This window comes from Pantoea sp. GM_Pan_3 (genome assembly GCF_026541045.1).
GTDB lineage: Bacteria > Pseudomonadota > Gammaproteobacteria > Enterobacterales > Enterobacteriaceae > Pantoea > Pantoea anthophila.
In genome coordinates this window covers 162193-187865 of sequence record NZ_JALNVA010000004.1, presented here as the reverse complement: position 1 = coordinate 187865, position 25673 = coordinate 162193, and the positions used below count along the sequence as shown (strand labels likewise).

26 protein-coding genes are annotated in these 25673 nt (G+C 55.7%); 14 read left to right on the top strand and 12 right to left on the bottom strand.

Going from position 1 to position 25673, the window contains the following annotated elements:
* Positions 1–82 precede the first annotated feature (82 nt).
* Positions 83–661 carry a lipid IV(A) palmitoyltransferase PagP gene (gene pagP, locus OXR04_RS13605; RefSeq protein ID WP_276047261.1) on the top strand — a complete coding sequence of 193 codons (579 nt, stop codon included), beginning with the start codon at positions 83–85 and terminating at the stop codon, positions 659–661.
* 8 nt (positions 662–669) lie between these two features.
* Here the strand turns inward: pagP and OXR04_RS13600 are convergent, their stop codons facing one another.
* On the bottom strand, positions 670–1719 hold the full coding sequence (locus OXR04_RS13600; RefSeq protein ID WP_046102962.1) for a site-specific integrase: 1050 nt from the start codon (positions 1717–1719) through the stop codon (positions 670–672).
* Between the two features lie 371 nt (positions 1720–2090).
* Here OXR04_RS13600 and OXR04_RS13595 point away from each other — a divergent pair, with 371 nt between their 5' ends.
* Positions 2091–4265 (top strand): TonB-dependent siderophore receptor, encoded by a 2175-nt coding sequence (locus OXR04_RS13595; RefSeq protein ID WP_267371303.1) that lies wholly within the window; start codon positions 2091–2093, stop codon positions 4263–4265.
* A gap of 87 nt (positions 4266–4352) precedes the next feature.
* Here the strand turns inward: OXR04_RS13595 and OXR04_RS13590 are convergent, their stop codons facing one another.
* Positions 4353–5462: an SDR family oxidoreductase gene (locus OXR04_RS13590; protein ID WP_267370884.1), complete on the bottom strand. Its 1110-nt coding sequence runs from the start codon at positions 5460–5462 to the stop codon at positions 4353–4355.
* A 571-nt stretch (positions 5463–6033) separates the two neighbouring features.
* Here OXR04_RS13590 and OXR04_RS13585 point away from each other — a divergent pair.
* Positions 6034–6255, top strand: a complete 222-nt coding sequence (locus OXR04_RS13585) for a hypothetical protein (RefSeq protein ID WP_009092919.1) — start codon at positions 6034–6036, stop codon at positions 6253–6255.
* 378 nt (positions 6256–6633) lie between these two features.
* On the top strand, positions 6634–6990 hold the full coding sequence (locus tag OXR04_RS13580) for a hypothetical protein (RefSeq protein WP_009092918.1): 357 nt from the start codon (positions 6634–6636) through the stop codon (positions 6988–6990).
* 54 nt (positions 6991–7044) lie between these two features.
* On the opposite strand, the gene OXR04_RS13575 is transcribed toward OXR04_RS13580, so the two are convergent.
* Positions 7045–7662 (bottom strand): TetR/AcrR family transcriptional regulator, encoded by a 618-nt coding sequence (locus tag OXR04_RS13575; RefSeq protein WP_267370880.1) that lies wholly within the window; start codon positions 7660–7662, stop codon positions 7045–7047.
* A gap of 240 nt (positions 7663–7902) precedes the next feature.
* On the opposite strand from OXR04_RS13575, the gene OXR04_RS13570 reads away from it, so the two are divergent.
* From OXR04_RS13570 to OXR04_RS13560, 3 genes are all read left to right on the top strand, one after another.
* The gene (locus OXR04_RS13570; protein WP_267371299.1) at positions 7903–9027 is read left to right on the top strand and encodes an MFS transporter; all 1125 of its coding nucleotides are present in this window, start codon (positions 7903–7905) and stop codon (positions 9025–9027) included.
* Positions 9028–9738: 711 nt separating this feature from the next.
* Positions 9739–10449 (top strand): bacteriorhodopsin, encoded by a 711-nt coding sequence (locus OXR04_RS13565; protein ID WP_267370877.1) that lies wholly within the window; start codon positions 9739–9741, stop codon positions 10447–10449.
* Positions 10450–10472: 23 nt separating this feature from the next.
* On the top strand, positions 10473–11255 hold the full coding sequence (locus OXR04_RS13560; RefSeq protein WP_267370875.1) for a Brp/Blh family beta-carotene 15,15'-dioxygenase: 783 nt from the start codon (positions 10473–10475) through the stop codon (positions 11253–11255).
* A 7-nt stretch (positions 11256–11262) separates the two neighbouring features.
* On the opposite strand, the gene OXR04_RS13555 is transcribed toward OXR04_RS13560, so the two are convergent.
* Positions 11263–12153 carry a LysR substrate-binding domain-containing protein gene (locus tag OXR04_RS13555; protein WP_267370872.1) on the bottom strand — a complete coding sequence of 297 codons (891 nt, stop codon included), beginning with the start codon at positions 12151–12153 and terminating at the stop codon, positions 11263–11265.
* A gap of 116 nt (positions 12154–12269) precedes the next feature.
* On the opposite strand from OXR04_RS13555, the gene OXR04_RS13550 reads away from it, so the two are divergent.
* Together OXR04_RS13550 and OXR04_RS13545 are read left to right on the top strand one after the other, a co-directional pair.
* A complete protein-coding gene (locus tag OXR04_RS13550; protein ID WP_267370869.1) occupies positions 12270–13802 on the top strand; it encodes an MFS transporter in 1533 nt (510 codons plus the stop codon).
* Positions 13803–13805: 3 nt separating this feature from the next.
* Positions 13806–14507 carry an O-methyltransferase gene (locus OXR04_RS13545; protein WP_267370867.1) on the top strand — a complete coding sequence of 234 codons (702 nt, stop codon included), beginning with the start codon at positions 13806–13808 and terminating at the stop codon, positions 14505–14507.
* On the opposite strand, the gene OXR04_RS13540 is transcribed toward OXR04_RS13545, so the two are convergent.
* Entirely contained in the window at positions 14494–15519 is a 1026-nt protein-coding gene (locus OXR04_RS13540; protein WP_267370865.1) for an NAD(P)-dependent alcohol dehydrogenase, read from the bottom strand. The two genes, OXR04_RS13545 and OXR04_RS13540, sit on opposite strands and share 14 nt — an antisense overlap.
* A 105-nt stretch (positions 15520–15624) precedes the next feature.
* Between OXR04_RS13540 and OXR04_RS13535 the strand changes: the two genes are divergently transcribed.
* On the top strand, positions 15625–16545 hold the full coding sequence (locus OXR04_RS13535; RefSeq protein ID WP_267370863.1) for a LysR family transcriptional regulator: 921 nt from the start codon (positions 15625–15627) through the stop codon (positions 16543–16545).
* 438 nt (positions 16546–16983) lie between these two features.
* Entirely contained in the window at positions 16984–17604 is a 621-nt protein-coding gene (locus tag OXR04_RS13530) for a protein phosphatase CheZ (protein ID WP_009092907.1), read from the top strand.
* Positions 17605–17658: 54 nt separating this feature from the next.
* On the opposite strand, the gene OXR04_RS13525 is transcribed toward OXR04_RS13530, so the two are convergent.
* The 4 genes from OXR04_RS13525 to OXR04_RS13510 all read right to left on the bottom strand — a co-directional run bounded on the left by OXR04_RS13525 (position 17659) and on the right by OXR04_RS13510 (position 19948).
* Positions 17659–18147: a DinB family protein gene (locus tag OXR04_RS13525; protein WP_140029137.1), complete on the bottom strand. Its 489-nt coding sequence runs from the start codon at positions 18145–18147 to the stop codon at positions 17659–17661.
* 161 nt (positions 18148–18308) lie between these two features.
* Entirely contained in the window at positions 18309–18827 is a 519-nt protein-coding gene (locus OXR04_RS13520; protein WP_267370859.1) for an anti-virulence regulator CigR family protein, read from the bottom strand.
* Positions 18828–19114: 287 nt separating this feature from the next.
* Positions 19115–19465 (bottom strand): DUF3147 family protein, encoded by a 351-nt coding sequence (locus OXR04_RS13515; protein WP_009092904.1) that lies wholly within the window; start codon positions 19463–19465, stop codon positions 19115–19117.
* A 132-nt stretch (positions 19466–19597) separates the two neighbouring features.
* The gene (locus OXR04_RS13510) at positions 19598–19948 is read right to left on the bottom strand and encodes a DUF305 domain-containing protein (RefSeq protein WP_111208766.1); all 351 of its coding nucleotides are present in this window, start codon (positions 19946–19948) and stop codon (positions 19598–19600) included.
* A 160-nt stretch (positions 19949–20108) separates the two neighbouring features.
* On the opposite strand from OXR04_RS13510, the gene OXR04_RS13505 reads away from it, so the two are divergent.
* A complete protein-coding gene (locus OXR04_RS13505; RefSeq protein WP_267370854.1) occupies positions 20109–20492 on the top strand; it encodes a Rid family hydrolase in 384 nt (127 codons plus the stop codon).
* Positions 20493–20505: 13 nt separating this feature from the next.
* On the opposite strand, the gene OXR04_RS13500 is transcribed toward OXR04_RS13505, so the two are convergent.
* Positions 20506–21426, bottom strand: a complete 921-nt coding sequence (locus tag OXR04_RS13500; RefSeq protein WP_267370851.1) for an AraC family transcriptional regulator — start codon at positions 21424–21426, stop codon at positions 20506–20508.
* Between the two features lie 105 nt (positions 21427–21531).
* Here OXR04_RS13500 and OXR04_RS13495 point away from each other — a divergent pair, with 105 nt between their 5' ends.
* Entirely contained in the window at positions 21532–22365 is an 834-nt protein-coding gene (locus OXR04_RS13495) for an oxidoreductase (protein ID WP_267370847.1), read from the top strand.
* Here OXR04_RS13495 and OXR04_RS13490 read toward each other — a convergent pair.
* Entirely contained in the window at positions 22362–23840 is a 1479-nt protein-coding gene (locus tag OXR04_RS13490) for an MFS transporter (protein ID WP_267370845.1), read from the bottom strand. The genes OXR04_RS13495 and OXR04_RS13490 overlap by 4 nt on opposite strands.
* A gap of 97 nt (positions 23841–23937) precedes the next feature.
* Positions 23938–24684: a glucose 1-dehydrogenase gene (locus tag OXR04_RS13485; protein ID WP_267370842.1), complete on the bottom strand. Its 747-nt coding sequence runs from the start codon at positions 24682–24684 to the stop codon at positions 23938–23940.
* Positions 24685–24808: 124 nt separating this feature from the next.
* Here OXR04_RS13485 and OXR04_RS13480 point away from each other — a divergent pair, with 124 nt between their 5' ends.
* A complete protein-coding gene (locus OXR04_RS13480; RefSeq protein WP_111208772.1) occupies positions 24809–25669 on the top strand; it encodes a LysR family transcriptional regulator in 861 nt (286 codons plus the stop codon).
* The last annotated feature ends 4 nt before the right edge of the window (positions 25670–25673 follow it).

Below are 25673 nucleotides of genomic sequence, written 5' to 3'. Positions count from 1 at the left end.
AAGTTGTCACTCTTCATGCCACAATACCCGCCTTAACCCTTTTATTACCTTATTAAACACCAGAGATTGCAGGAATTCGCACATGCGCAAAACATCCCTTTTCAATGCGCTGATGACGACGACCGTTTTGAGTCTGTTTTCAGCCCCTTCTGCCTGGTCTGCCACGCTGGTGCAGAATGTCAGTGCTGGCTGGAACACCTTCAGCAATAACGTTGCCACGACCTGGCAGCAGCCACAGGGTATCGATTTTTACCTGCCCGCTATCACGTGGCACAACCGTGCGACCTACGACCGGGAACATATTGATAAATATAATGAAAGGCCCTGGGGCGCCGGTGGCGGGATCTCCCGCTACGACGAGAAAGGCAACTGGAACGGTATCTACTTAATGGCGTTCAAGGACTCCTTTAATAAGTGGGAGCCCTTTGGCGGCTACGGCTGGGTGGCGACGTGGCGTCCGCTGGCCGATCAGAATTTCCACTGGGGTGCGGGTTATACCGCCGGTGTGACGGCACGTCACAACTGGGATTACATCCCGGTGCCGGCGATACTGCCGCTTGCCGCCATCGGCTATGGCGATCTCGATTTCCAGATGACCTACATCCCCGGCACGCACAATAACGGCAACGTCTACTTTGCCTGGCTGCGTTACCACTTCTGACGGTCCGGTCAGCGCGCCATCGCCATGATGGCGCGCTCGTCGAGTAACAGGGTTTCACCCTCATAGCGGTGTTGCAGCTGATGATAACTTTCGCAGGCGATGATCTGTTCAACGGCAGCAGAAAAACGGTTCATGGCGATACGCATCTGGCTCAGGTAGTCATGCGTGTCATAAACCCGATCGATCCCTTCCAGCGCATGGTTCATGATTTTGCGGGCAACGTCGTTGGGCGTATCGAGCGCAGAGAGTTTGGATCGCGCGGTGCGGCGCAGGTCGCGCGGCGTGAAGGCTTCCAGTCCCAGCCCGCGCGGGGCGCGGATCATCCGGCGCAGCGCCTGATTGAGCGCACCTTTAGAGAGCGGCTGCTGCGGATCACGGGGTGCGGGCACCAGCCAGGGGGAGTCCGGATCGGCGGCCTGTAGCAGAGCCTCGATGCACTGACGCATCAGCGGTGAGATTGGCAGCACATGTTCCCGCTGCGATTTATTACGCGTGCCCTGCTTCCAGAGTTCCAGCTGCAGATCAAACTCCGCTTTCTGCGCCTGCACAATCTCATCCGGTCGCCGGGCGCTGACCAGACACAACCGCAGCGCCCAGCGCGCCTGTTCCGACAGTGCCCAGTTATCCAGCCCGTGCCAGAAAACCCAGATCTCCGCATCGCTCAGCTGGCGACTGCGCGGCGGTGATGCCCGGCCCGCCACATCGCGCTTTTTCATTGAAGCAATCGGGGAGTGATCGAGATAGCCCTGCATCTCGGCCCAGGCCAGAAACTGTTTCGTCAGTGCAAAGACCCGCCGCGCCTCCTCCTTTTTCCCTTCCGCAATCAGGATGTTATAGAGCCGGTTGAGACGCAGACGCGTCAGATTTTTCAGCGGCTGAGAACCGATACCGGGCAGAACATGTTTCAGCAGGGAAGAAACGGCGATCTCCGGGCGGCGGCGGCTGATCAGCAGCGACAGTTTGACCCAGACCTTCATGACCTGCTCTACGGTTCCTTCATCCCCGAAGTTATCCAGCTCACCTAACGAGGCGGCTTTAACCTGCTCCAGCCAGATCATGACGTGCTGGCCGACATGCGCGGAACGCACCGGGCTGGATGTCCGATCGATCACATGACTCTCCCTTTCACTCTACAGGCGGGCCATTCTACTGACTCAGGCACTGTGACTCCAGACCTATTAAGTCTGGAGTCACAGAAACGCATTCTGATGAAATCTGAGAACTAAAACGGGCCATGATACAGAACCCGATGCCTCCCGACTGTACGTTTTTCGGACGAATTTGCCGCTCTCTGAGGCGACAGCACGATCGCGAATGCGGGAATGTAAAGATCCCCTGCCGCAATGTACAATGCGAACTACTATCATTATCATACGCATTTGCTTACATATATTAACGATTCAGGGAGAACTTCTAAGTGAATGTAACCATGCGTGTCCATAAGCGCCCTGCTGCGCTGCTGCTGGCTGGCGTATTAAGTACTTCTGCCAATGGGGCGAGTCAGGAAGAGACGGAGAAGCTGGCCGACGATCAGACCATGCTGGTCACCGCCGAAGAGGAGTTAAAGCAGCAGCCGGGGGTATCGGTGATCACCGCACAGGACATCAGAAAGAATCCGCCGGTCAATGACCTCTCCGATATTATCCGCAAAATGCCGGGTGTTAATCTTACCGGCAACAGTGCTAACGGCGTGCGCGGCAACAATCGTCAGATCGACATTCGCGGCATGGGGCCGGAAAACACCCTGATTCTGATCGATGGCGTTCCCACCACGTCGCGCAATTCGGTTCGATACAGCTGGCGCGGCGAGCGTGACTCCCGCGGTGACTCTAACTGGGTGCCACCTGAAATGGTCGAGCGAATTGAAGTCATTCGCGGACCGGCGGCAGCCCGCTATGGTTCTGGCGCGGCCGGCGGTGTGGTGAACATCATTACCAAACGTCCCACCGATCACTGGAGCGGTTCGCTGTCGCTCTACACCAACCAGCCGGAAGATAATAAAGAAGGCGCAACGCGCCGCGCCAACTTCAATCTGAGCGGGCCGCTGGCAGGAGATGCGCTGACCATGCGTCTCTATGGCAACATCAACAAAACCGACAGTGATGCCTTCGATATTAACCAGTCGCAGAACGGCTCGGCTGCCGCCGGTCGTGAAGGTGTGCGTAACAAAGACATTAACAGCGTGCTCTCCTGGAAGATCACGCCGCTTCAGGTGCTGGATTTCAGTTACGGCTATAGCCGCCAGGGCAATATCTATGCCGGTGATACGCAGTACAGCAACGGGGCCGGTAATGCGCTGATCGAATCGCTCGATGGCGCGGAGACCAACCGGCTCTATCGTCAGACCTGGGGGCTTGCCCACAATGGGATCTGGGACTGGGGGCAGTCGAAACTCACCTTCAACTATGAAAAAACCAACAATACCCGCCTGAACGAAGGCACAGCCGGTTCAGGTGAAGGCCGGATCAACAGCAGAACCTTTTCGACCAGCCGTTTCGACAGTTATCGTGCTGGCGGAGAGATCAGCTTCCCGCTGGAGCTGCTGCGTGAGCAGACCGTGACGCTGGGCGCAGAGTGGAACCGGGATGAGCTGAACGATCCCAACTCCATGAACGGCACCCGTGCGCCAGGCGTTTCGATCAATGGAGTCAGTGGTGACCCCGGCAGTCGCAACAGTAAAAACAGCGCCACGCTCAGCTCCCTCTACGTTGAAGATAACATCGCCCTGACGGACAGCACTGAAGTGATCCCCGGATTGCGCTTTGATTATCACGATACGTTCGGCGCTAACTGGAGTCCGTCGCTGAATATCTCGCAGGGACTGGGCGACAGTTTTACGCTGAAGGCGGGTATTGCCCGTGCATTCAAAGCCCCCAACCTCTATCAGTCCAGTGAAGGGTATTTACTGGCGACCCGGGGCAACGGCTGTCCGGTCAATGTTGCGCGCGGCAGCTGCTATCTGCTGGGTAATGAAAATCTTGATCCCGAAGTCAGCGTTAATAAAGAACTGGGTATTGAGTACAGCGAGCAGGGATATATTGCGGGGATCACCTGGTTCCGCAATGACTATAAAAACAAAATCGTCTCCGGTACCGAGGTGCTGGGCTACGCCTCCAATGGCAATAATATTCTGCAATGGAGTAACGGCGGCAAAGCGGTGGTTGAGGGGCTGGAGGGTAACGTCACGATCCCGCTGGTCCGGGACACACTGGAGTGGCGCACTAATGCTACCTATATGATCGAGTCTAAGGATAAGGAGACCGGAAACCCGCTGTCGATCATCCCGAAATATACCATTAATACCCTGCTCGACTGGCAGGTTACGCAGGATTTCTCGACTGACCTGAACTGGACCATGTATGGGCGTCAGAAACCGCGCCGCCATGCCGAGTCGCGGACGGAAAACGGATCGATGTCTGATCGTGAAGTGGGCGCGTATTCCGTCTTTGGCATTAACTTCAATTATGATATTACTAAAAACCTGCGCGCCAATGCCGGGATTAATAATCTGCTGGATAAACAGCTGTATCGCGAAGCTGACGGGGCTTCAACGTATAATGAACCGGGTCGTGCCTATTATGCCGGTCTGACGTTCACCTTCTGAAAATAACGCGCTTCCCTCCGGAAGCGCTTTTTCATTTTCACATCAACTCCTGAGCTCAATACCCCAGCCATCCACGCCCGGACTCTGCTATTTAAAGTCCACCTGCATCAGTTCTGCAATCGTTGAATTGCGCGTCGTCACCACACAGCGATCCAGATAATCGGTGAAGCGTGAAGGCCTGCTCATTCCCAGCTGCAGTAATTTTGAATTATCAAAGACCACATTCAGATTGGAAAAATGACCATATAAATTCATGGCACGCAGCATGATGCGTTCGTTACAGGGCCCGAACAGATCTTTAAAGGTTCTTCTGCTCTCCGCCAGGTGTTTATAGGAGACCTTCTGATAATCCGGTCCCAGGGCTTTTTCACCGGATGCTCTGGCCATCGCTTCGTCAATTTCCGCGAAGGTGACACTGCTCTGCGCCCCGGCAGAAATGTGAATGACCTCGTTGATCACCGCTTCCGCATCAAGCAGCAGTACCAGTGCCTCTGCGCAGTAATCAACCGGCACCACATCAATCCGATCGCCAAGTTCGCAGGTGAATTTACCCAGCGCCAGCACCATCCGGAACACCCAGAAAATGCTGGCTGAGGGCAGACAACCCTGATCGGAATGGCCCACGACAATCGAAGGACGCGCGATAACCAGCGGCAGCCCGGGCAGCTTTTCCGTCATCAGTTTTTCAATTGAGGCCTTACTCCAGGTGTACTCGACAACGTGCTGATCGCGGCTGGAGTCCAGCTCGCTCTCGGTCACCAGCGATCCCGGTTCCGGGGCGCAGGACATGGCCGTACCCACGTGGATAAACTTCTTCAGCCCCGCAACGCGGCTCATGCGCTCGGCAAACTGAAACGTGCCCTCAACATTCACTTTCCAGATAAAGGGGTTGTTGCCAAAGGATGCGACGGCGGCGCAGTTAATCACGTGCGTCACGTCGTCAAGGCGCGTGTCGTGGATAAAGTTTTCCGTGAAGGCGAGGTCGCCCAGAAGAATATTGTCACTCTCTATCATGCTGATTAATGACTCATCTAACCCAAAGTTTTTCAGGTTTGTTTTAACGCGGTTTGCCCCCTCCTCAACATTTTCGCCTCTGACAAGGAGCAGCAGTCTGTCCCTGGGACTGTTCTGCAATAAACGGGCGACGACAGCGCCGCCTAAAAAACCTGTTGACCCGGTAATGAGTATATTTTTCATGATAGTGTCATTCGTTCTGGTTAATCACAGGAAAGCATTAAAGAATGTTTTCCAGAACAGGAGTGAAATTCAGTTCAGTGAACTCCCCTGCATGGCGTTAAATAATTTCACCGTACTCATCTATTTAGATTTTGTTTATCTTTCAGCTGAGAAAGCTAAACAATAATTAAATAGCCGCCGGCTGAACCTGCCGCCTGATTTCAACAATCTTTGCCATATGGGATCAACTCATTTTTTAATTTTTTTTCGCTGAACTAATAAACATTTTCAGGAATGAAGATAAAAACCGCCTATTTATTTTTTTTGCTTCATTACACTCTTCAATATTCTCACCACGGGTTAAACAGAGAGAAAAGAGATGATCGCATTCTGCTTTCGTTTATCTGGCGTTTAATTATGATCCAGTATGACACCCGTTGAAATAAATCACGCATTGCGGTCAGGAACGACAAAAGCGTAACGACCGGTAACTAACTTCGCGATAACTCTGACCGGGTCAGCCTGAAGTGAAAAAAAGTGGCTATGCTCTGTCGGCATGAACATACAACCACGATCACCAGGACAGGAAGAGATGAAAAAATTATCAGTTATCGTTATGGCTACCGGTCTGTTTTTGTCCGTCAACCTGCAGGCTAACGCCGCCGGATGTCTGAAGGGTGCCGTAGCAGGCGGCGTGGCAGGTCATCTTGCCCATCATGGTGTGGCTGGCGCCGCAGCCGGTTGCGCAGTCGGTCATCATATGGCGAAGAAAAAACAGAAAGAGGCTGAGCAAAACACCCAGGCACAAAAATAAACTGACCGCACGCCGCGTAATCAGGACGTCGCGCACAACAAAAGTTAATGCGTTGAGATAGCGATTATTCTTAATCTTATCCTAATATTTCTCCTGTACGATGGCGGAAGCAGACAAATATCAGATTGTGTGCATACATTCTGCTGGAACGATTAGCCTGCCTCGCGCAGGCTTTTTATTAACCCAAATCCGCCCCCGTCAGGCCTCCTCTTTTCGCGCTTCGCTTTCTGGTAGTGCCAGCCAGAACTGGAATAAAAATCACGGACGTTACAGTATCCTTAGATATCTATATTTCTCATTAAAAAACAGTAACTTCTCCTCTGGTTACAGTTCACCTATGCTGGGGGCTCACACCGTTCCGCGTCAGAGGGATCTGTTATGTTTGATATGCCGTTATCCTACAGTGCAAAGACAGTTCAGGGCCTTTATGAGGTGCTTCATACTTTCAACCTTAACGGCGCACGCTGCCATGTCATCTATGACGGAAAAGCCACCCGCGCAGCCGTGATAGAGGCTAAATCGAGCGTTAAAGGGGGAGAGATGCGGCATCAGGTACTTGCCGTGCTGGAGATGGAGCGCGTCGCCAGGATCAACACCACACTGCGTATTAAATCGTTCTGGGCTGATCCCGACGGCGAGCAGTCGGAATGTGGCGTGGTGGAACCTGACCGTCTGGCTAAAGCGCTGTATGAAACGCTGACCGCCCGGAAACGCATTACGCTGGTCGGCCTGTAGGCGTATTCAGCCCGCCCGGTGCGGGCTTTATGATGAAACGTCTATGGCTTCAGGCTATGCCGTCTTCGTTGTAAACCTCTCCCAGACTTTCAGCGCAGCCGTCACGGCTGCATCCAGTTCCTCTCCCGTTGCCCCATCACGCGCTTCCGTCGAAAGTCCTGTCTCAAAACTGTGAAAGGTCTGTGCCAGCGCGCGCGCATCGGTGTCGGCAGCCAGCTCGCCCGCCTCTTTGGCTCTGACGACACAGCGCAAAAACCCCGACCGGGTGCGCTGGCGTTGCGTTGCCAGTAAGGTGCGGATGTGCTCGTTTGAAGGGGAACAGGTATTTACGGACAAGGCGATCAGACAGCCGCTGGGATGCCCCGGATCGGTCTGCATCTTTGCGGAAGCGCGCAATGCCTGTTCTATGGCATTAAACGGCCTGAGCTCGTCGTCCCAGAGACAGTCGTTAACCTGACCGTATGAGGAGAGATAACAGTCGACAACCTCTTCAAACAGCGCCTCTTTTGAGCCAAATGCGGCGTAGAAACTCGGTGCGGTAATGCCGTTGCCGAGACTGGCCTTGAGCAGAGCAAGCGAGGTGGACTCGAAGCCATGCTGCCAGAAAAGAAACATTGCCTGACGAATCGCCTCGTCCCGGTCAAACGAACGTGGACGTCCCATCTGAGCCATAGCCCCTCCTGTTCATGCCTGTGAGACTTAAATACTAATCGATACATATGTGCTTGACAAGTGACGACCCGTTCTCTAGTTTCGATAAATATACCAATCGATACAGATGTCACGAAGTCCGCTGTCAGCGGCTTCCTTCCTTCAGTGAGATTAAAAGAGGTTAACGTGTCCGCCCATATCGAACCCCGTGAAGTCACCGCTCAGGCGGGTCTGCCGCTCGCCTCCCTGCTGGCCTTTGCCATGACCGGCTTTATCGCCATTCTGACCGAAACCCTGCCGGCCGGTCTGCTGCCGGACATCAGTCAGGGACTCGGCGTCTCTCAGGTGATGGCAGGACAGTTAGTGAGTCTCTATGCTCTGGGGTCACTGCTGGCGGCGATCCCGCTGACCGTGCTGACCAGCGGCTGGCGCCGCAAAAAAGTCCTGCTGCTCGCTATCGGGATCTTTGTGATTTTCAACACCATCACCACCTTTTCTGCCAGCTACTGGCTCACGCTGGCGGCCCGTTTTATGTCCGGTGTGGCGGCCGGGCTGGCATGGGGAATGCTGGCGGGCTATGCGCGGCGTCTCGTTTCGCCCGATTTACAGGGTCGCGCCCTGGCCATTGCGATGGTCGGCATTCCGGTTGCGTTATCCCTGGGCACACCCGCAGGTTCCTGGCTGGGAAACATGCTGGGATGGCGGGTCGCCTTTGGCGTGATGGCTGCCCTGGCGATTGTGCTGTTTATCTGGGCATGGGTTGCCGTTCCTGATCTGCCGGGACAGAAGGCAGACCGCCGTCTGCCCGTCTGGCAGGTTTTCAGGATGCCGGGTGTTCGCCCGGTGCTGGCGGTCATCTTTCTCTGGATGACCGCCCATAATATTCTTTATACCTTTATCGGGCCCTTTCTGGCGCTGTCGGGCATGAGCCACGCTGTCGGTCTTATCCTGCTGGTGTTCGGACTGGCCGCATTAACCGGGATCGGGATAACCGGCATCTGGGTCGATCGCCACCTGCGCAGGCTGGTGCTGCTTAGCCTGGCGGCACTGGCTGCGGTCTCTGTGGTGCTGGCTATGGGCATGCGGGAACAGGTTGTTATCTTCCTGGCGGTTATCGTCTGGGGATGGTCATTCGGTGGGGCATCAACCCAGATGCAGACGGCCGCCGCTGATTCGGCTGGCAACCATGTGGATGTGGTTCAGGCGATGGTGACGACCGCGTGGAATCTGGCGATCGCCAGTGGCGGCATTCTCGGCGGACTGTTGCTCAATCGTGCCGGTGCCGCTTCATTTCCGTGGGCGCTGATGGCGCTGATGGCAGTGGCGTTTGTAATCGCCTTGCTGGCTAAACAGCAGGCTTTCCGCCCTGGTGCCAGACATCACTGACCGGTTGCAGCGTTCACGCAGGCATAATCATGGCGCAGAGAACAAAACGGATGCGGTCTGCGCAATACGCAGCGGTGAACAGAAAGAGTAAAGCAGATAAACGAATGACGATGCGGGCCTGACTATTTCCGTCTTCTTCCCGCACTTATTAGCGCCCTCGCCTCAGCCCGCGACGATCGTTTACAGGATATTTCCCTTTTCTGTCGGGTCACTATTCAGCACGCCGTTTCGGGTTTTCTGATTATCCTGGCGGGCAATAAGAGGTGCTGACTTCTGTTATTTCACTCATCGCTGACCTGAATCCTGATGTCGTCACGGGATTGACTTAGTACAGCGTGTTCATTTTTCCAGATAAAAATATTTTTCTTGTACTTTCTCTTTTTTGTGTGAAACAGAAGCTCTGTTTCTCAATACATTCAGGCAATTGAATTTTAAGCATAAAATAACCAGTAAGCCTGACGGCAACCCGACAGCCGATCGGAAAACGAAACGCTAAGAAACAGAACGTAACATCACCGTTCTTTTTTAAATCAGATAACGGGGGCTTTTCACCCTCTTTATTTTAACCCGCAGGCGGAAATCGTCCTGACAATGAGCAGGCTGCTGAAATCGCCATATACTGAATGCATATTCTTTTCGGAATATAAACGCATTCAATTTATGGCAACGCAGCAGGCGGCATTTCCGCGCTACTGCTCAGGAGAGATTAACATGGATCAAACCGCATTTTTGATCGGGTTTTCGGTCATGGCAATTGCGTCACTGGTTATTTACGCCACCGGCGGCAAAACATTTCCTTCCCGTCATCATACCCTCATGCATGCATCCGTCCCTTTTATCGCCGCCACCGCCTATCTGGCCATGGCATTCGGGTTCGGTAATCTGACGCTGGACAGCGGCAGCACCGTCTATCTGGCGCGTTACGCTGACTGGTCGATTACGACGCCGATTTTACTGGCAGGACTGATCATGCTCGCCTTCCATGAACACGGTAAACCCGGTGAAATGGGCGGTTTTCTCACTGCCATCATCGTGCTGGATGTCATGATGATTATCACCGGTCTGGTTTCGTCACTGGCTGAAACGGCGGCGGCGAAATGGGTCTGGTACCTCTGGTCCTGTGCCGCGTTTCTGGGTGTGGTTTACCTGCTGTGGGGACCGCTTCGCACCATGGCGGCCAATCGCGGCAGTGCACTGGCGGGTGCCTACAATAAAAATGTCGCGCTGCTGACCGTCGTCTGGTTCATCTATCCGATTGTGTTCCTCGTCGGTCCGGAAGGCCTGAAAATCATTACCGACCCCTCATCGGTCTGGGCATTTTTAGTACTGGATATCATCGCGAAGGTCTTCTATGCCTTTTACGCGGCGGCTAACCTGGAAAAAGCGCTCGATCATACCCGCCGCACGGGTACCGTGAAGTGATAACACGATCAGGGGCCGGATGGATGGCTCTGTGGGGGGCAGCCCTGGCGACCTCCTTCTGCCCACTGTCCGTACAGGTGCTGTTTGCGGTAATCGCTATCGGGATTATCGGCATGGCGCACGGCGCCAGCGATCTGGACGTGGTTCAGCGTCGCCGCCGGCTGCCGTTTCTGGCCCTGTATGGCGCAGTGATTGCGCTCTGTCTGCTCTGGTGGCACCGCGCACCAGGGCTGGCGTTGCCCGGCTTTCTGATCGCCTCAGCTGTCCATTTTGCCCTTGAGGATGCACCGCACGGCGGACTGACAGAACGTCTGGCGCGGGGGATCACGATGATAGCGGCCCCGGCCACCCTTCATCTGCCCGCGTTCAGGTCTATCCTGCATCAGGCCGGGCTGGCTTCCGTGATGCCGGGGTCTGTGACGGCGGCCCTTGCGATCCTCGGTGGCATCGGTGCGCTGGGGCTGACCCTCACCGGGCTTCTTCGGCGGGATGGACATCTTATCGCGGGCATTCTGGCGCTGCTGCTGCTGCCGCCTTTCGTCGGCTTTTCGATGGGATTTTTGATTCTGCACGCGCTGCCACAAACCCGACTGCGCCGTGACCAGCTGGGCTTTACCACGTACGCGGGCTATCTCCATCTGACCTGGCCGATATTCACCGCGGCCATACTGCTGGCCTCGCTGATCATTTATATGATGTTACCCGGTGACGCTGCGGGCATCCGGTCGCTGTTTGCCGCCCTTGCCGCGCTCGCACTGCCGCATATGCTGGTGACACCCTGGTTTGAACCGCCGCAGCAGGCGTGAGGCGGTCTTAAAGGGCCAGTCCCGATTCAGCAATAAAATCGATAAAGCAGCGGACCCGGGCGGAGAGGTAGCGGCCGGAGGGCCACACGGCGGAGAAGTGCCCCTGCTGTGTACAGCAACCCTGCATCACTTCTTTCAGTTGTCCCTCAGCCAGCGCGTCGCGAACGGCGAAGTCGGGCAGATAGCTGATACCCATTCCCGATAAGCTCAGGCCAATCGCCGCTTCAATGTTATTTACCGTCAACACCGATGCCGCTCTGGGTTCAGCGCCGGGCCGCAGCCCCTGAAGCTCCCACGTCTGTAGCAAGCCGGTGGCGGGCAGGCGGAAAAAAATGCACCTGTGCTCAGCCAGATCATCCGCTGACGCCGGAACCCCGGAATTGTTCAGATAAGCGGGACTGGCGCAGAGGAGGAAGCGGAAATGACCCAGCCTCTTTGCCGTCAGCCTGGAATCAGCTAACTCACCACTGCGGATCGCCACGTCAAACCCTTCGTCGATGATATTCACGAGCCGATCGCTGAAATCCAGATCCAGTTCGATCTGAGGATAACGGCGGGTAAACGCGGGGAGCGCAGGAAGCAGTAATCTGTAGCCCGCGGCGGGGAGTGAGACCCGGAGTCTGCCTGCGGGTTCTGCGGCACTGCTCGTCAGTGCTGACTCGGCTTCCTGAAGCTGTTCCAGGATCACTTTGCATCGGGTGAGTAGTGCCGCCCCTTCCGTCGTCAGGCTCACATTTCTTGTGCTGCGGTTAAAAAGCCGCACGCCCAGTTTTTGCTCCAGTCTGGCGACGTTTTTACCGACTGCTGACGCTGAAATCCCCAGCAGTCGCGCAGCCTGAACAAAGCTCAGCGTCTCGGCTGTCCGTACAAAAGAGGTAAGAGAAGTCAGGCTATCCATCGATTATCAACTTTATGTCCATTGAGACCGTCCATCCAGTCTATTTATCCGCTCAGATGTCCGCAATAACATCGCAGCAGTTTCACTCATTCGCTGTCAGGATAAAAGGTCTTGTTATGTCATACAGAGCCCGCGCGCTTTTTCGCCACACCAGAACCCCAGCCGCCCTTACCGTTTTTATGGCGGCGCTGCTTTTGCCGTTGAGTTTCACCGGCGGTGTGGTTACCACGCCTGCCATCCAGCACATGCTGGGCGGTTCCCCTGGCGAGCTGTCATGGCTGACGAATGGATTTATGCTGACGTTTGGCAGTTTTCTGCTGACAGCAGGCATTGCAGCAGACGCCCTCGGCAGAAAGCCTGTTTTTATCGCTGGCGCAGCGCTGTTCTGTCTCTGCAGTCTCATCATCGGCGTGATGAACAACCTGATAATGCAGGGCCTGCTCAGGTCCCTGCAGGGGCTGGCCGCGGCCATGCTCTTAGCCAGCGGCAGCGCGCTGCTGGCCGGGATCTATGAGGGCACAGACCGGACGCGGATGTTCAGCCTGCTCGGTACCCTCTTCGGCGCTGGCTTAGCGTTTGGACCGCTGGCGGTGGGCTTTATTACCGATACCCTCGGCTGGCGCTGGGTCTATATCCTGTTTGCGCTGCTTTCAGGGGGCGTGCTGCTCGCTGGCAGAGCATACCTGCCGCTATCGGCGCTGAACGCCTCTCATCCGGCAGATAATGCCGGGCTGACGCTGTTTACCGCGGCGCTGATTCTGTTTACCACTGCGATGATGCTGTTATCCACGTTCGGGTTTTTATCCCCTCTGCCGCTGGTGCTGTTCCTCTGCTCCATGCTGCTTCTGGGTGCATTTATTGTGCGTTGCCAGCGTACTGCCCATCCTGTGCTCGATATTTCCCTGCTGCGCAGCCCGCGCTTCGCCGGGATTCTGCTGCTGCCGGTGGCAACCTGCTACTGCTACGTTGTGCTGTTGATCATCGTTCCGCTGCACTTTATGGGGGGAAATGGATTCAGTGAGTCGCGAAGTGCGCTTTTCCTTATGGCCCTGACTGCACCGATGCTGGTTCTTCCCGCCTGCGCCGCCGTGCTGACGCGCTGGTTTTCACCGTCCGTGGTGTCAGCATCCGGGCTGATGATCGCGGCAGCCGGGTTACTTTTCCTCGGGCAGGCGTTACAGGGTCACAGCGCCCTGCTGCTTATCGTCGCATTGCTGATAACCGGGGCAGGCGCGGCGCTGCCGTGGGGGCTGATGGATGGACTTGCCCTTTCTGCGGTTCCGGTTGAAAAAGCCGGGATGGCGGCCGGCCTGTTCAACACCGTTCGTGTAGCAGGAGAAGGCATCGCGCTGGCGATGGTTTCCGCCTTTCTTACCAGAATGAACGCTATGAACCTCAGCAAAAGCGTTCAGGGGCTGACATCAGCGGAGATTCACCAGGCGGCAGCCTGGCTGGGAGGCGGCAATCTTCAGCAGGCAATAACACTTTTACCCGGCGTTTCCCGCACAGTGGTCCAGAATAGTTATGACAGCGCCTATCTGTGCCTTTTCAGGGTGCTGGCAGCCATCACACTGTGTTGCGCGCTGGCTGTGCTGGCCCTGTCGGGCCAGCCGCGCCGGGAAAACACCTTTTCTGAGGAGAGTGAATAACCTATGCGAATCCCTGACTATCCCTCGACAGATTCAGATAAGTGGGCACAGGTGGATGCTTGGTTTTCTGAAAAGCTTGCGCCCGAAGATACTGAATTAAATTTCGCGCTCTCTAACAACGCAAAGCAGGGCTTACCTGCTCATGATGTGTCTGCTTTGCAGGGAAAAATGTTGTCACTGTTCGTCCGGATGTCTCAGGCCGCCCGGGTTCTTGAAATCGGCACGCTTGGTGGATACAGCACGATCTGGATGGCCAGAGCGCTTCCTCAGCATGGAAGCGTGACCACCATCGAATACAGTGCGCATCATGCAGAGGTCGCCCGCCAGAATATCCATCAAGCCGGGCTGACGCACTGCGTTACGCTGCACACTGGCGCAGCGCTTGATATCCTGCCTGACCTGGAGGCGCCCTTTGATCTGATTTTTATTGATGCCGACAAGGTGAACAATCCACGTTATCTGGAATGGGCCATCAGACTCTCTCGCCCGGGCACGGTTATCGTCGGTGATAACACGGTGCGTGGCGGACAGGTGCTTGATGCGGAGAGTCACGATCCTAATGTCCGGGGCCTGCGGGAGTTTGTCCGGATGATTGCTGAGGATGAGCGGCTTGACGCCACCGCCATTCAGACGGTGGGTGAGAAGGGATGGGATGGTTTTGTGCTGGCCCTGGTTAAGGCCGGGCGCGCTGTCAGTCCAGGCTGATAACAATCTTCCCGAATGCGCCCCGGTCAAGATGCGCCAGTGCCGCAGGCAGTTCATCGAACCGGTAGGCTTTATCGATGACCGGCTTCAGGTTTATGACATCCACCGCCCGGACCAGCTCTTCCAGCGCCCGCCGGTGCCCCACGCCGATGCCCTGAACCGTCGGAGATTTGAGCAGCAGCAGTCCGCCAGAGGCTGACGTATCGTGTGTGTCCATCATCCCGATCAGAGAGATGCGGCCATGTGAGGCGACAGCGCGGACAGAATCGGCGAAGTTACGCCCGCCGACGGTGTCTATCACATGGTCAATACCCCGATCGTGCGTCAGGCGGTAAACGGCTTCTACCCACTCTTCCTTTTGACGGTTAATGCCATGGGTTGCCCCCAGCGCGGTTGCTGCCGCCAGCTTCTCATCACTGGAGGAGGTGATAAAGACCTCTGCACCCATCGCGCGGGCGATCTGAAGTGCAAACAGGGCCACCCCGCCGGTTCCCTGCACCAGAACGCTTTCGCCCGCTTTAAGGCCGCCGCGTTCAATCAGTGCAAACCAGGCGGTCAGCCCCGCACAGACCAGGGTGCTGGCTTCCGCATCGTTCAGCGTTTGCGGCGCGTTGACCAGCCACGCTTCGTTCATCACCACATATTCTGCCAGCACGCCCTGCAAGGCGTAGCCGAGGGTGTTGTAATGCGGATTTCTGGCGTTGTTAACCGCCTTTCCCTCGATCCAGTCTGCGTTGAACGAGGAGATGACGCGATCACCCTGTTTAAAACGAGACGTGCCCGGACCGACAGCCTCAACCACGCCGGCCATATCGGAACCCGGCGTAAAGGGCATCGGCATTCCTTTTCCCATCCCACCTTCAATGATGACCTTATCCCGGAAGTTAAGGGCAACGGCACTTACCCGGACCAGCACTTCGCCCGGCCCCGGCTGCGGGATGGCTGTCTCGGTGAGTGTCAGATGCTGACGGCCAATCTCATTCAGTGTCCAGCGTTTCATGGTGTGATTCATCGCGATTCCTGTAGGGGTTAAGAGCAGAGATCAGAATCGTAGCATTGCCTTTTAAGATACGATGGCGATACTATTTCTCGTCATTGATTCCGCTGAGGCGACAATATGAAAAGCGAAATGAACACCATTCCGGTATTTGTGGCCGTGGCTGAATCCATGAGTTTCTCTCAGGCAGCTGAGCGGCTGCACGTTACGCGCTCTGCCGTCGCAAAAACCATCGCCCGTATCGAAGAGAGACTTGGCGTCACGCTGTTTAACCGCACCACCCGCAAACAGAGTCTTACCGATGAAGGCGCGCTCTATTATGAATATTGCCGCCGGGCGATGAACGAACTCAAGGCTGCCGAGGATCTGCTGGAGAGCGGCAAGCTGCAGGCCAGCGGTAAACTTCGCGTATCGGTGCCGGTGCTGCTGGGGCACCTCTGTGTCTCGCCTGTCTTCTCCGCGCTGGCGAAAGCGCACCCGAAGCTGGAACTGGAGATATCTTTCAGCGATCGTCAGGTCGATTTGTCCGGGGAGGGTTTCGATCTGGCAGTCAGGATTGGCGCGCTGGCTGACAGTAGCAGCCTGATAGCCCGGCGGCTGGCTTATCACAGGATGGTCTTCTGCGCGTCACCGGACTATCTCAGCCAGGCTGGCGAACCGGCTTCCCCGGATGAACTCCGGCACCATGAGGCAGTGGCCTACATCCGTGGCGGACAGGTGCTGAAGTGGCAGGTTAAAAATGAACGGGGTGACGCGGTGGAGATTTCGCCGCCTGCCCGATTCACCCTGGATGATATGCAGGCGGTAAAAGATATGACGCTGACGGGGGCGGGTATCGCCTGGTTACCCTACTGGCTGGTGCGGGACGACCTCATCAGCGGCAGCCTGAAACAGATACTGAAAGAACATACCTCCGGAAGCTGGCCGGTTTCTGTCGTCTGGCTGCGCACGCCGCATCAGTCGCTGAAAGTCAGGCTGGCTATTCAGGCGCTGTTCAGCGCCCTGCCAGCGATGATGGACGCCGCCGAAGCACAGGTCTGATGGCGTGCCATAAACATCAGACACAAACCTGATGCGTAATGACAGCGCCGGGGCTGTAGTGCTGTAGGTTAGGGGCTTTATGTCCTGGCGAGTCATTGAGCTGAGCAGACTGAAGAGATCCAGCCAAAAAAAAAGCCCTGACAGGATTGCCAGGGCTGAATAAAAAATCTCTCGAGGGTCATCTACCCATCGTTAAAGCCAATCTACCACAAAAAATGCCAAAGTAAATAGCAAGCGATAAAATCGCTGATTTATTTATAGCTTGCTATTCACATAGCCGCATAACCGCTTTTCTCAGACACGACGCTGACGTTTCTTCATGCGGTTTCAGCCGCCTTCCCATCCCCCTCCCCCGCCGTCAGGAGGAAAAAATCAAATTCCGCCGGGAACTGCCGATAACAGCAGATAGCGACATTGCCTACGCAGGAGAAAGCACCCATGTCATTACCCGATACCCATAGTGAGCAACAGGAAATCACCGAGATCACGGCGCGTGCGGGCGCTATCCTGCGGACGCTTCGGGACAGTCTGCAACAGCTGGGACTGGATAAAACCATTGCCGAGGTTGCGGGAAGCATCCCCAACGCGCGTGAAAGGCTGGGCTACGTGGTCACCCTGACCCGTGAAGCCGCAGATGAGGTTATTAACAGCGTTGAAATCACTCAGCCGGTGCAGACTCAGCTGACAGAAAAGGCGGATCGATTACTGCAGCGCTGGAATGCCACGTCAGCAGAGCCCCTGACGAAAGAGCAAACACATCTGCTAGCGGCAGATACCGTAGCCCTGCTGGACGATGTCCCTCATGCCACGAATCTGACACGTCAGCATCTGCACGCCATTATGATGGCGCAGGGATTCCAGGATATTACCGGACAGATCGTGCAGGCGATGATGGCGGTGCTGAATCAGGCAGAGCAGCAGTTAATCCAGGTGATCCGCGATAAATCAGCTTCGCCAGCCAGCGCCGCGCGCGCTACGCCGCCGGCACCTGCGTTCTCAGCAGAACCTGCCGCCAGTCAGGATGATGTCGATGATCTGCTGGCCAGTCTGGGGATTTAGACCGGCTGCATGAAGACGTATGGCGGCCATCAACGCCGCCAAAGGTCCTTCCTGTCAGTGATTGTGATCCCGCAGAAAAACGGTCAGCACATCTTTGGGCGGAACACCGCCGCACTCCGAGATTAACCAGCCTGTTGCGCCGCGGTGGTAGCTTCCATGCAAAAGCATGTGATTCAGCATATCAACGGCCCTCATTCTGCCCTCGCCTCCATCGACAAAACGGAATGTAATTGTTTCGTCTAAATCGGCGGGAGAGAGTGCGCTGACATATTCAATATAGCCGTTGGTACAGGCGGCCATTTTAACTTCAAGCTCTTCTGCTGTAGGTGTTTCAGGCGTGTTCAGGGCCGTATAGCCGTGCGGCTTGCCCGAAATATTGGCGCTGAAAATCATGTCTGTCACATAGATGTGGTTCATCAGCCTTAACATCAGATGACGTTTATGTGCATCAGCATTGTCGCTGAGGCCTTTAATCGTTTTGAGGGTTTCGGCATCAATCCAGCGTTTGAATTTCAAAAGTGTAACCAGTGTGTCCCTGTCCATGCTTTTTCCTGATTAGCCTGTTCTGATAGCCTGACAATAATACACAACTTATCGCAGCGTTTAATCTCTCAGGTATTACCTGCCCTCACCCGTTTTGCAACCTGACGATGAATCTGGCTGATAAGACTCCGCCAGCGTTGAGCGGAGTCTCTGTTACGGGGTTAATCAAACACACCGTTGATGACGGCGGTCACGATTGCCGTACTCAGGGCAATCAGCACTAAATCGTCGCCCACGGCTCGCCACTCGTAGCCCGGGTAGTAAGGCAGATCGTTTAGCATGGAAGCGGGCAACGCTTTTTTCGCAATGCCGGGCGGCAACGGTTTACCGCGTGCCACTTTCTTCGCGATGCCCGGTGGCAGGGACTGATAGCCGACCAGGCCATAGTTGACGGCAAGGCTCCGTGCACGAGAGAAGTTGATGTCGGCGTCTACGCGATCGGGTTTCCCGGCATTTTTACGATGTCCATGTTCGTTTTTTGATTTTGCGTTACCCGGCCCTTTATTGCCGTGCGCGCCATTGTTCCCGTGATTCCCGTTACCCTGACCACCGCCGTGACCGTTGCCATTGCCATTGCCATTGCCATTGCCATTGCCAGGATTTGCATAAACCGGTGCAGCACAGACGGCCAAACCTATAACCAGCGCAACGGCTGCTTTAAGAGTACGTTGCTTAAGCATGATGGAATTCCTTAATTTCGATTGCGTCTCTGAAATATTAGCTAACGCGGCAAAGTTAACAATCTCACGATCTCTCAAAGCAGCGTTTCCTGCTTTAAGAAAAAGATTATTTTAACGTTCGGACAGACAATGAAGAAATGGTTTTTTAACGCAAACTGGCCGCATAAAATAGTCATTCTGATTCTGTCTGAGGATTTAATTACCGCCACTTCATGGTGACAGATGCCGGTATTAAGGCAGCAAGTCGAATGGCCTTTTTCAGCGCTTATTAACGCATGCAGACTTATTCAGAGAAGAATGATTCCAAATCGCTTCAGTAATATTGCCCAGAGGGCAAACAGCACGACGGTTATCGCGCAGGCGATGAGCAGTGTCAGCCAGAAGCCAGCACGCGGGTAAATAAAGGGGAACAGGATAAACATCGGCAGTGTCGGCACCACGTACCAGAAGGTATACCAGGCGTGAGCGGCAATTTTTTCCTGTGCCTGCCCTTCCAGCTTCATCCAGATAAGCACCAGCAGGGTCACCAGCGGCAGTGCCGCGAGCAGGCCGCCGAGCCGGTCGCTGCGCTTTGCCACTTCTGAGATCAGTACCACCATAAAGGCCGTTATCGCATATTTTGTCACGAGCCAGATCATCACACTCTCCTGAATCTTAAACCCACAAGTCAGCCCTGCGGGTTTAACAAAGCACCAGCAACGGCAGCAAGACTCTCTGGCGGTAACGTTGTGAAGATCATCACGTGAATGCGCTTCACGCCATCTCAGCCATTATTTCTGCAGCCATTTTTCCAGCTGTTCGATTTCACCCTTCTGCGCTTTGATAATCTCCTGCGCCATCTTTCTCATTTCAGGATCTTTACCATATTTCAGCTCCGTTTCAGCCATAGCAATCGCTCCTTTGTGATGCTCGGCCATGCCGCTGGCAAAGGCCCTGTCAGGATCCTGCTCCTTCATTGCCGCCATCATGTTGTGATGCATCTTCTGCATGCCCGCCATGTACTCTTTTGATGCGGGAGAATCCGGCATGTCGTGCGTCATGTTCATCTCTGCTTTCTGCGCCATGGCCGTCAACGGCATAACCACCAGCAGTGATAGCAGGGCCATCTGTGACTTTTTCATGTTCTCTTCCTTTTGCGGGTTAAGAATGCTGAGTGTAGCTGACGGCAACCTGCATTTGCGCTAACCTGGTGATTAAGCCGGTCTGGTCCGATTTGACCTCTGAGCAGAGATCGGGATGCAGAACAGACCTGAACCATTAAGCTCATCAGCGTGAGAGATCATGAAAAAACCCATCGTCCCTGAAGACTTTAAACACTATTACCATGACTGGCACTTCTCTCCGGTTATCGAATCCGATGGCACATTCTATCTCTCAGGGGTTACCGCTGCGCGTAAGGACAAACCGATAAGCAAAGATCCTGGCGAGCAATTTCATGATGCGTTTTATAAGCTGGGCATCTACCTGAACGCTGCCGGTTTAACCTATGACAACATTGTGGAGATGACCACTTTTCATATCGACCTGAAAAAACATATCGCCCTGTTTTCCAGCGTGAAAGATGCCTATATCAAGGCCCCCTATCCGGCATGGTCTGCGATCGGCGTGTCGGAATTCATTCCGGAGAATGCGCTGGTGGAAATGCGGATTGTGGCCAGAAAATAGTGTCAGCCCGGCGTCAGTGTGAAGAAACGAAAACTGAGGCGTCCTGCGCAGGCGGAACAGCAAAGTGTTTCTGCATGCGTTTGATCTCCTCTGCCGGAGGCAGACCAAACAAGCGTTTAAATTCACGATTGAACTGCGAAGGGCTCTCATAGCCCACGGCGAAACTGGCCGAGGCCGCGGTCATCTGCTGACGAACCATCAGCATTCGCGCCTGGTGGAGGCGTACCGATTTCACATACTGCATCGGTGGCAAGCGGGTGATCGCTTTAAAATGAAGATGAAAGGTCGGCACGCTCATGCCCGCTTCATGAGCCAGCTCAGTCAGCGTCACGGATTCTGCATAGGTGGCATGGATGCGCTGCAATACTTTTCCTATCCTGCTGAACTGCCCCTGTAACGCCAGCGCGGCTCGCATGGCATTACCCTGCGCACCGGTCAGTACGCGGAAATAGAGCTCCCGCAATCGCGCCTGGCCAAGAATCTCAGCTTCAAGCGGATTGTTCAGGACCTTAAGCAACCCCTCCACAGCTGACCTCACCGGCTCATCCATCGGGCTGGAGATCATGCTCTGTGGCGCGGTTGCTGGGTGCAGCGCCTCATGATGATCGATCTGCAACATAAGCTCAGCGGCCAGCTGAAAATCCAGATGCAGATAAATGGCCAGCAGGGGATGCGCTGCTGACGCGTCGGTTTCCATCGTAAACGGAACCGGCACGGACACCGCCAGATAGTGCTGTTCATCATAGATGTAGGTCTGCTGGCCAAAATAACCGCGTTTGCTGCCCTGACAGACAATCACAATCCCGGGGTCATACAGCACCGGCGTTCTGGCCAGCGGGCGATCGGAACGCAAAATGCGCACACCCGATAACGCAGTCAGGTTGTAGCCCTCCTGCGGGGCAAGGGCTTTTATCAGGGTGATCATGTCGGACATCGCTGCACCTCATAAGATCAGGCAAGAAAATGAGAAGAAAGGGCCTGAAAATCCGGCTCCACAGAGAATACCATGCAATTCCGACAATTCATGGAGGTTCTGGTTATGACAACGGCAAAAACAATCCTGATCACAGGCGTCAGCAGCGGGTTTGGTCTTGCTCTGGCACAGGAGGCACTCAGGGCCGGGCATCGGGTCATCGGCACGGTGCGTAACCGTGCCGCGCTGGAGGCATTTGAGGCGCTGGATCCTGCGCGTGCGGCAGGCCGTCTGCTGGATGTGACAGAGGCTGAGCGTATTGATGAGGTGGTCAGGGAGATTGAGTCTACCTTCGGTGAAGTTGATGTGCTGGTAAACAACGCCGGTTACGGCCACGAAGGCATCATGGAGGAGTCTTCTCTGGAAGAGATGCGCCACCAGTTTGACGTTAATGTCTTTGGCGCGGTCGCGATGATCAAGGCTCTGCTGCCGGGCATGCGTCAGCGCCGTCGCGGCCATATCATTAACATCACCTCGATGGGCGGTTTTATCACCCTGCCCGGCATCAGCTACTACTGCGGCAGCAAGTTTGCATTAGAGGGCATTTCAGAAACCTTAGGCAAAGAGCTGGCACCCTTTAATATCGCGGTTACCGCTGTGGCCCCCGGCTCATTCCGCACAGACTGGGCGGGGCGTTCGATGGTAAGAAGCGCGCGCACGATCCCGGACTATGACGCATTATTCGACCCCATCCGTCAGGCCCGTGAAGAAAAGAGCGGAAAGCAACGCGGCAACCCCGCAAAGGCTGCCCGGGCCATACTGGCGCTGATTGAAAGCCACAATCCCCCCGCTCATCTGTTGCTGGGCAGTGATGCCCTGGACTTAGTGCGCCAGAAGCTGACGGCACTCAGTGCGGAGATCGATCGCTGGGAAACGGTTACGCGCTCGACGGATGACTAACCGGTTCCGCGACGGCGGGATGGAAGGGAAACGCTGGCTGAGACGTCCGTGCGCCCGGAGGTGCGCCGGATTAAGCGGATACTCAGCCCTGCTCCCACCGCCAGGCAGCCAGCCATCGTCAAAAGCGCAACGATAAACGCCTGCGAAATCCCGGCTGCACTTTTATCACTGCCGAGCAGGCTGTAGAAAAGTCCGCCGATGACGGCCACGCTGAGCGCCGTGCTGATTTGTAACGCGGCGCTGGTGACGCCCGCAATCATCCCTGAAAACGGCGCCGCAACCTGGCCTGTCACCATCCGCACCAGCGTTGGCATGGCCAGCCCCTGACCCAGCCCCGTCAGGAAAAGGAGCGCCGCGAGCGGCAGCATGGCGGGAGAGTGGCCTGTCTGCGTCGTGGCGATCAGCCAGGCCAGCCCCGCCAGTCCCGCGGTCTCGCATCCCATCCCGATGGCGCTGAGCAGATTGCCGACAAAGCGTCTCAGGTAAGGGGTGAGCAATGGCCCGATCAGAAATCCCAGACCAAAGGGCAGAAAAAGCGTGCCTGCTGTCAGCGCGTTCAGATGCAGCGCGCCCTGCAGATAAACTGAAAACAACAGAAAGAAGGTCCCAATCGAATAGAACAGCAGAACGATGACCAGTCCCTGCCCCAGGCCCGGCGCGCGCAACACAGTCGGATTCAGCAGTGGCGTTCCGCCCTTCAGGCTGAGGCGATGCTCATAACGCCATAATGCCGAGGCCAGCAGCGGGACCGTCACAAAGAGCAGCCACGTCCACCAGGGCCACCCTGCCTCCCGGCCTTCAATCAGCGGAACAATCAGCGCGCTCAGCGTCAGCGTTGCCAGCAGTGTGCCAACAGGATCGAGTCGCTGAGCGGAGGATGCACGCGTTTCCTTCAGCAGCGGCAGGCCAAAAACAACAACCAGCAGCGCTACCGGCAGGTTAACCAGAAAAATTGCCCGCCATCCGAGATGAAACAGATCGGCCTGAATCAGAATGCCCCCGAGCACCTGCCCGATAACAGAAGCCAGCCCAAACACGGCACCATAAATACTCAGCGCCAGCGGTCTCTCCGCTTCAGGAAAAATAGCCTGAACGGAAGCCAGCGCCTGCGGGGCCATAATGGCGGCTGTCACCCCCTGCAGTAGGCGTCCGGCAATCAGAACCCAGGGTGACCAGGCAAAACCACACAGCACAGAGGCAGCGGCAAAACCGATCAGCCCCAGAAAGAACATCTTTCCACGACCATAAATATCACCCAGACGTCCTCCGGTAATCAGCGTCACCGCATACACCGCGGCATAGGAGGAGATCACCAGCTGCTCCGCCGAGGATGACGTACACAGTTCATGCTGAATCGCGGGCAGTGCCACGTTGACGATAAAGAAATCGAGCGGCGGCAGGAAAGCGCCGACAAGTAAAATGATAAACATGGCCCAGCGACGTGGCTCGGCCTGCGGGATGTGATGTATGGACATTAATCACTCCTTAGAAAATGGAAACGTCCCCCGTCAGGGACATGAAGCAAGGGATCGGAAGGGGCGTGTCGCCTCTGTCAGCCCAGCGGCGCGACAATCAGCGCATACCGCCGGAGGCCAGTATCACTTCACCGTTTATCCAGCCCGCTTCCTCTGAAGCGAGAAAAGAGACGATCGGTGCAACATCGTCCACCTGACCGATACGGCCGAGCGGCGTCTGCGCTTCATTCCACGTCTGAAACACTGAATTCATTGCGCCAGCGCTGTGACTTCCTTCTGTTTCGATCAGACCGGGATTGACCGCATTTACCCGGATGCCGCGCGGGCCGAGCTCTTTTGAAAGAACCCCTGTGATGGCATCTATCGCGCCTTTAGCCCCGCTGTAGATGGCGCTTTCGGCGATGAAGACGCGGGTGACAAACGAACTGATGTTGATGATGCTGCCTCCCCTGCCCATGTAAGGGACGGCCGCCGCGGTGACTAACAACGGCCCCAGAACATTGATGTCGAACTGGCGGCGATAGAGCGCTTCGGTGCTCTCCTCAATGGCAGCGAACTGATAAACACCGGCGTTGTTCACCACAATATCCAGCTGTCCGTAATGCGCGAGCGTGGTGCTGACCAGAGCTTCAACGCCGGCCTGGCTGGTGACATCGGCCGCCACAGCCAGCGCCTCACCCGCGGCCGCGTCGATAGCGGCGACCACCTGCTCAGCCCCCTCTCTGTCTGAGAGGTAACTGACAACCACTTTCGCCCCCTCGGCGGCCAGCTGACGGGCTATTGCGGCTCCGATACCTTTTGAACCACCGGTAACAAGAGCGACTTTGTCTTTTAATCTCTTCATAGTTAGCTTCCTGATAAAGACGCCTGCGGCGACCCGATAAAAGCTATGTTGATACCTTCAAAGTTGTTTGAGAACTGACACTTTTGTATATTCGATGTTCATTTTTGTACGGAGGGGCGCGGCTGTGGAGTGGAGTGATGTTCAGGTATTTCTAGCCGTCATGCGTAACGGCTCTTACGGGAAAGCGGCCCTGAGTCTGGGCGTGAGTCATCCGACGGTAGGACGCCGCATAAAGGCCTTGGAGGATGAGGCGCAGCAGGCACTGTTTCGCCGGACACAGGATGGCCTGGTGCTGACCGATGCCGGTGACGGCGTGATGAAACTGGCCGAAGCGATGGAAAATTCGGCGCTGGCGATGGAGCGACGCCTGGCCGGAAATCATGAACGCCTTGAAGGGATTTTACGTATCTCAGCGGCAGAGTGGTTTACTAACTACGTGCTGGCACCGGTTCTGAGCGAACTGACGCGCCGTCATCCGGCGATCGTGCCGGAGGTGATCGCCAGCTTTCGCCTGCTCGATCTGTCGCGCCGCGATGCCGACGTCGCATTTCGAATTGTGCCTTTTACCGATCCCGACATCGTTCAGCGACGTCTGATGAGCGTGCCTTATGCCCTTTACGGGACGCCAGAGAAGGCGGAGGCGCTGTTAAGCGCCCCCTCGTCGGTGGGGCTAATCCTGATGAACAGCGCACAGTCACACTTTCCTGACGTTTCCTGGCTTCTGGAACGGTTTCCGCAGTCGGCCCCGGCATTCAAAAGCACCAGCCGGGCTGTTCAGGCGCAGATGTGCCTGCGCGGGATGGGCGTCGCCGTGCTGCCTCAGCCACTGGGCGACGCCACGCCGGGCCTGCAGCGCATTGCCACGCCAGATATGCCGCCTTCAAGGGATATCTGGGCAGGCTATCATCAGGACCTCCGTCATATGGACCGGCTGCGTGCCCTGCTTGATCTTGCAGAAACGATGCTGGCCCCGGAACCCGACTGACAGT

Coding starts and splice junctions, on each gene's coding strand:
- OXR04_RS13560 (WP_267370875.1), top strand. CDS start 10,473: ATGGCTCTGTGGGGGGCAGCCCTGGCGACCTCCTTCTGCCCACTGTCC.
- OXR04_RS13550 (WP_267370869.1), top strand. CDS start 12,270: ATGTCATACAGAGCCCGCGCGCTTTTTCGCCACACCAGAACCCCAGCC.
- OXR04_RS13585 (WP_009092919.1), top strand. CDS start 6,034: ATGAAAAAATTATCAGTTATCGTTATGGCTACCGGTCTGTTTTTGTCC.
- OXR04_RS13510 (WP_111208766.1), bottom strand. CDS start 19,948: ATGAAAAAGTCACAGATGGCCCTGCTATCACTGCTGGTGGTTATGCCG.
- OXR04_RS13600 (WP_046102962.1), bottom strand. CDS start 1,719: ATGATCTGGCTGGAGCAGGTTAAAGCCGCCTCGTTAGGTGAGCTGGAT.
- OXR04_RS13555 (WP_267370872.1), bottom strand. CDS start 12,153: ATGGATAGCCTGACTTCTCTTACCTCTTTTGTACGGACAGCCGAGACG.
- OXR04_RS13590 (WP_267370884.1), bottom strand. CDS start 5,462: ATGAAAAATATACTCATTACCGGGTCAACAGGTTTTTTAGGCGGCGCT.
- OXR04_RS13580 (WP_009092918.1), top strand. CDS start 6,634: ATGTTTGATATGCCGTTATCCTACAGTGCAAAGACAGTTCAGGGCCTT.
- OXR04_RS13595 (WP_267371303.1), top strand. CDS start 2,091: ATGCGTGTCCATAAGCGCCCTGCTGCGCTGCTGCTGGCTGGCGTATTA.
- OXR04_RS13545 (WP_267370867.1), top strand. CDS start 13,806: ATGCGAATCCCTGACTATCCCTCGACAGATTCAGATAAGTGGGCACAG.
- OXR04_RS13500 (WP_267370851.1), bottom strand. CDS start 21,426: ATGTCCGACATGATCACCCTGATAAAAGCCCTTGCCCCGCAGGAGGGC.
- OXR04_RS13520 (WP_267370859.1), bottom strand. CDS start 18,827: ATGCTTAAGCAACGTACTCTTAAAGCAGCCGTTGCGCTGGTTATAGGT.
- OXR04_RS13485 (WP_267370842.1), bottom strand. CDS start 24,684: ATGAAGAGATTAAAAGACAAAGTCGCTCTTGTTACCGGTGGTTCAAAA.
- OXR04_RS13515 (WP_009092904.1), bottom strand. CDS start 19,465: ATGATCTGGCTCGTGACAAAATATGCGATAACGGCCTTTATGGTGGTA.
- OXR04_RS13525 (WP_140029137.1), bottom strand. CDS start 18,147: ATGGACAGGGACACACTGGTTACACTTTTGAAATTCAAACGCTGGATT.
- OXR04_RS13570 (WP_267371299.1), top strand. CDS start 7,903: ATGACCGGCTTTATCGCCATTCTGACCGAAACCCTGCCGGCCGGTCTG.
- OXR04_RS13490 (WP_267370845.1), bottom strand. CDS start 23,840: ATGTCCATACATCACATCCCGCAGGCCGAGCCACGTCGCTGGGCCATG.
- OXR04_RS13505 (WP_267370854.1), top strand. CDS start 20,109: ATGAAAAAACCCATCGTCCCTGAAGACTTTAAACACTATTACCATGAC.
- OXR04_RS13540 (WP_267370865.1), bottom strand. CDS start 15,519: ATGAATCACACCATGAAACGCTGGACACTGAATGAGATTGGCCGTCAG.
- OXR04_RS13575 (WP_267370880.1), bottom strand. CDS start 7,662: ATGGCTCAGATGGGACGTCCACGTTCGTTTGACCGGGACGAGGCGATT.
- OXR04_RS13495 (WP_267370847.1), top strand. CDS start 21,532: ATGACAACGGCAAAAACAATCCTGATCACAGGCGTCAGCAGCGGGTTT.
- OXR04_RS13535 (WP_267370863.1), top strand. CDS start 15,625: ATGAAAAGCGAAATGAACACCATTCCGGTATTTGTGGCCGTGGCTGAA.
- pagP (WP_276047261.1), top strand. CDS start 83: ATGCGCAAAACATCCCTTTTCAATGCGCTGATGACGACGACCGTTTTG.
- OXR04_RS13530 (WP_009092907.1), top strand. CDS start 16,984: ATGTCATTACCCGATACCCATAGTGAGCAACAGGAAATCACCGAGATC.
- OXR04_RS13565 (WP_267370877.1), top strand. CDS start 9,739: ATGGATCAAACCGCATTTTTGATCGGGTTTTCGGTCATGGCAATTGCG.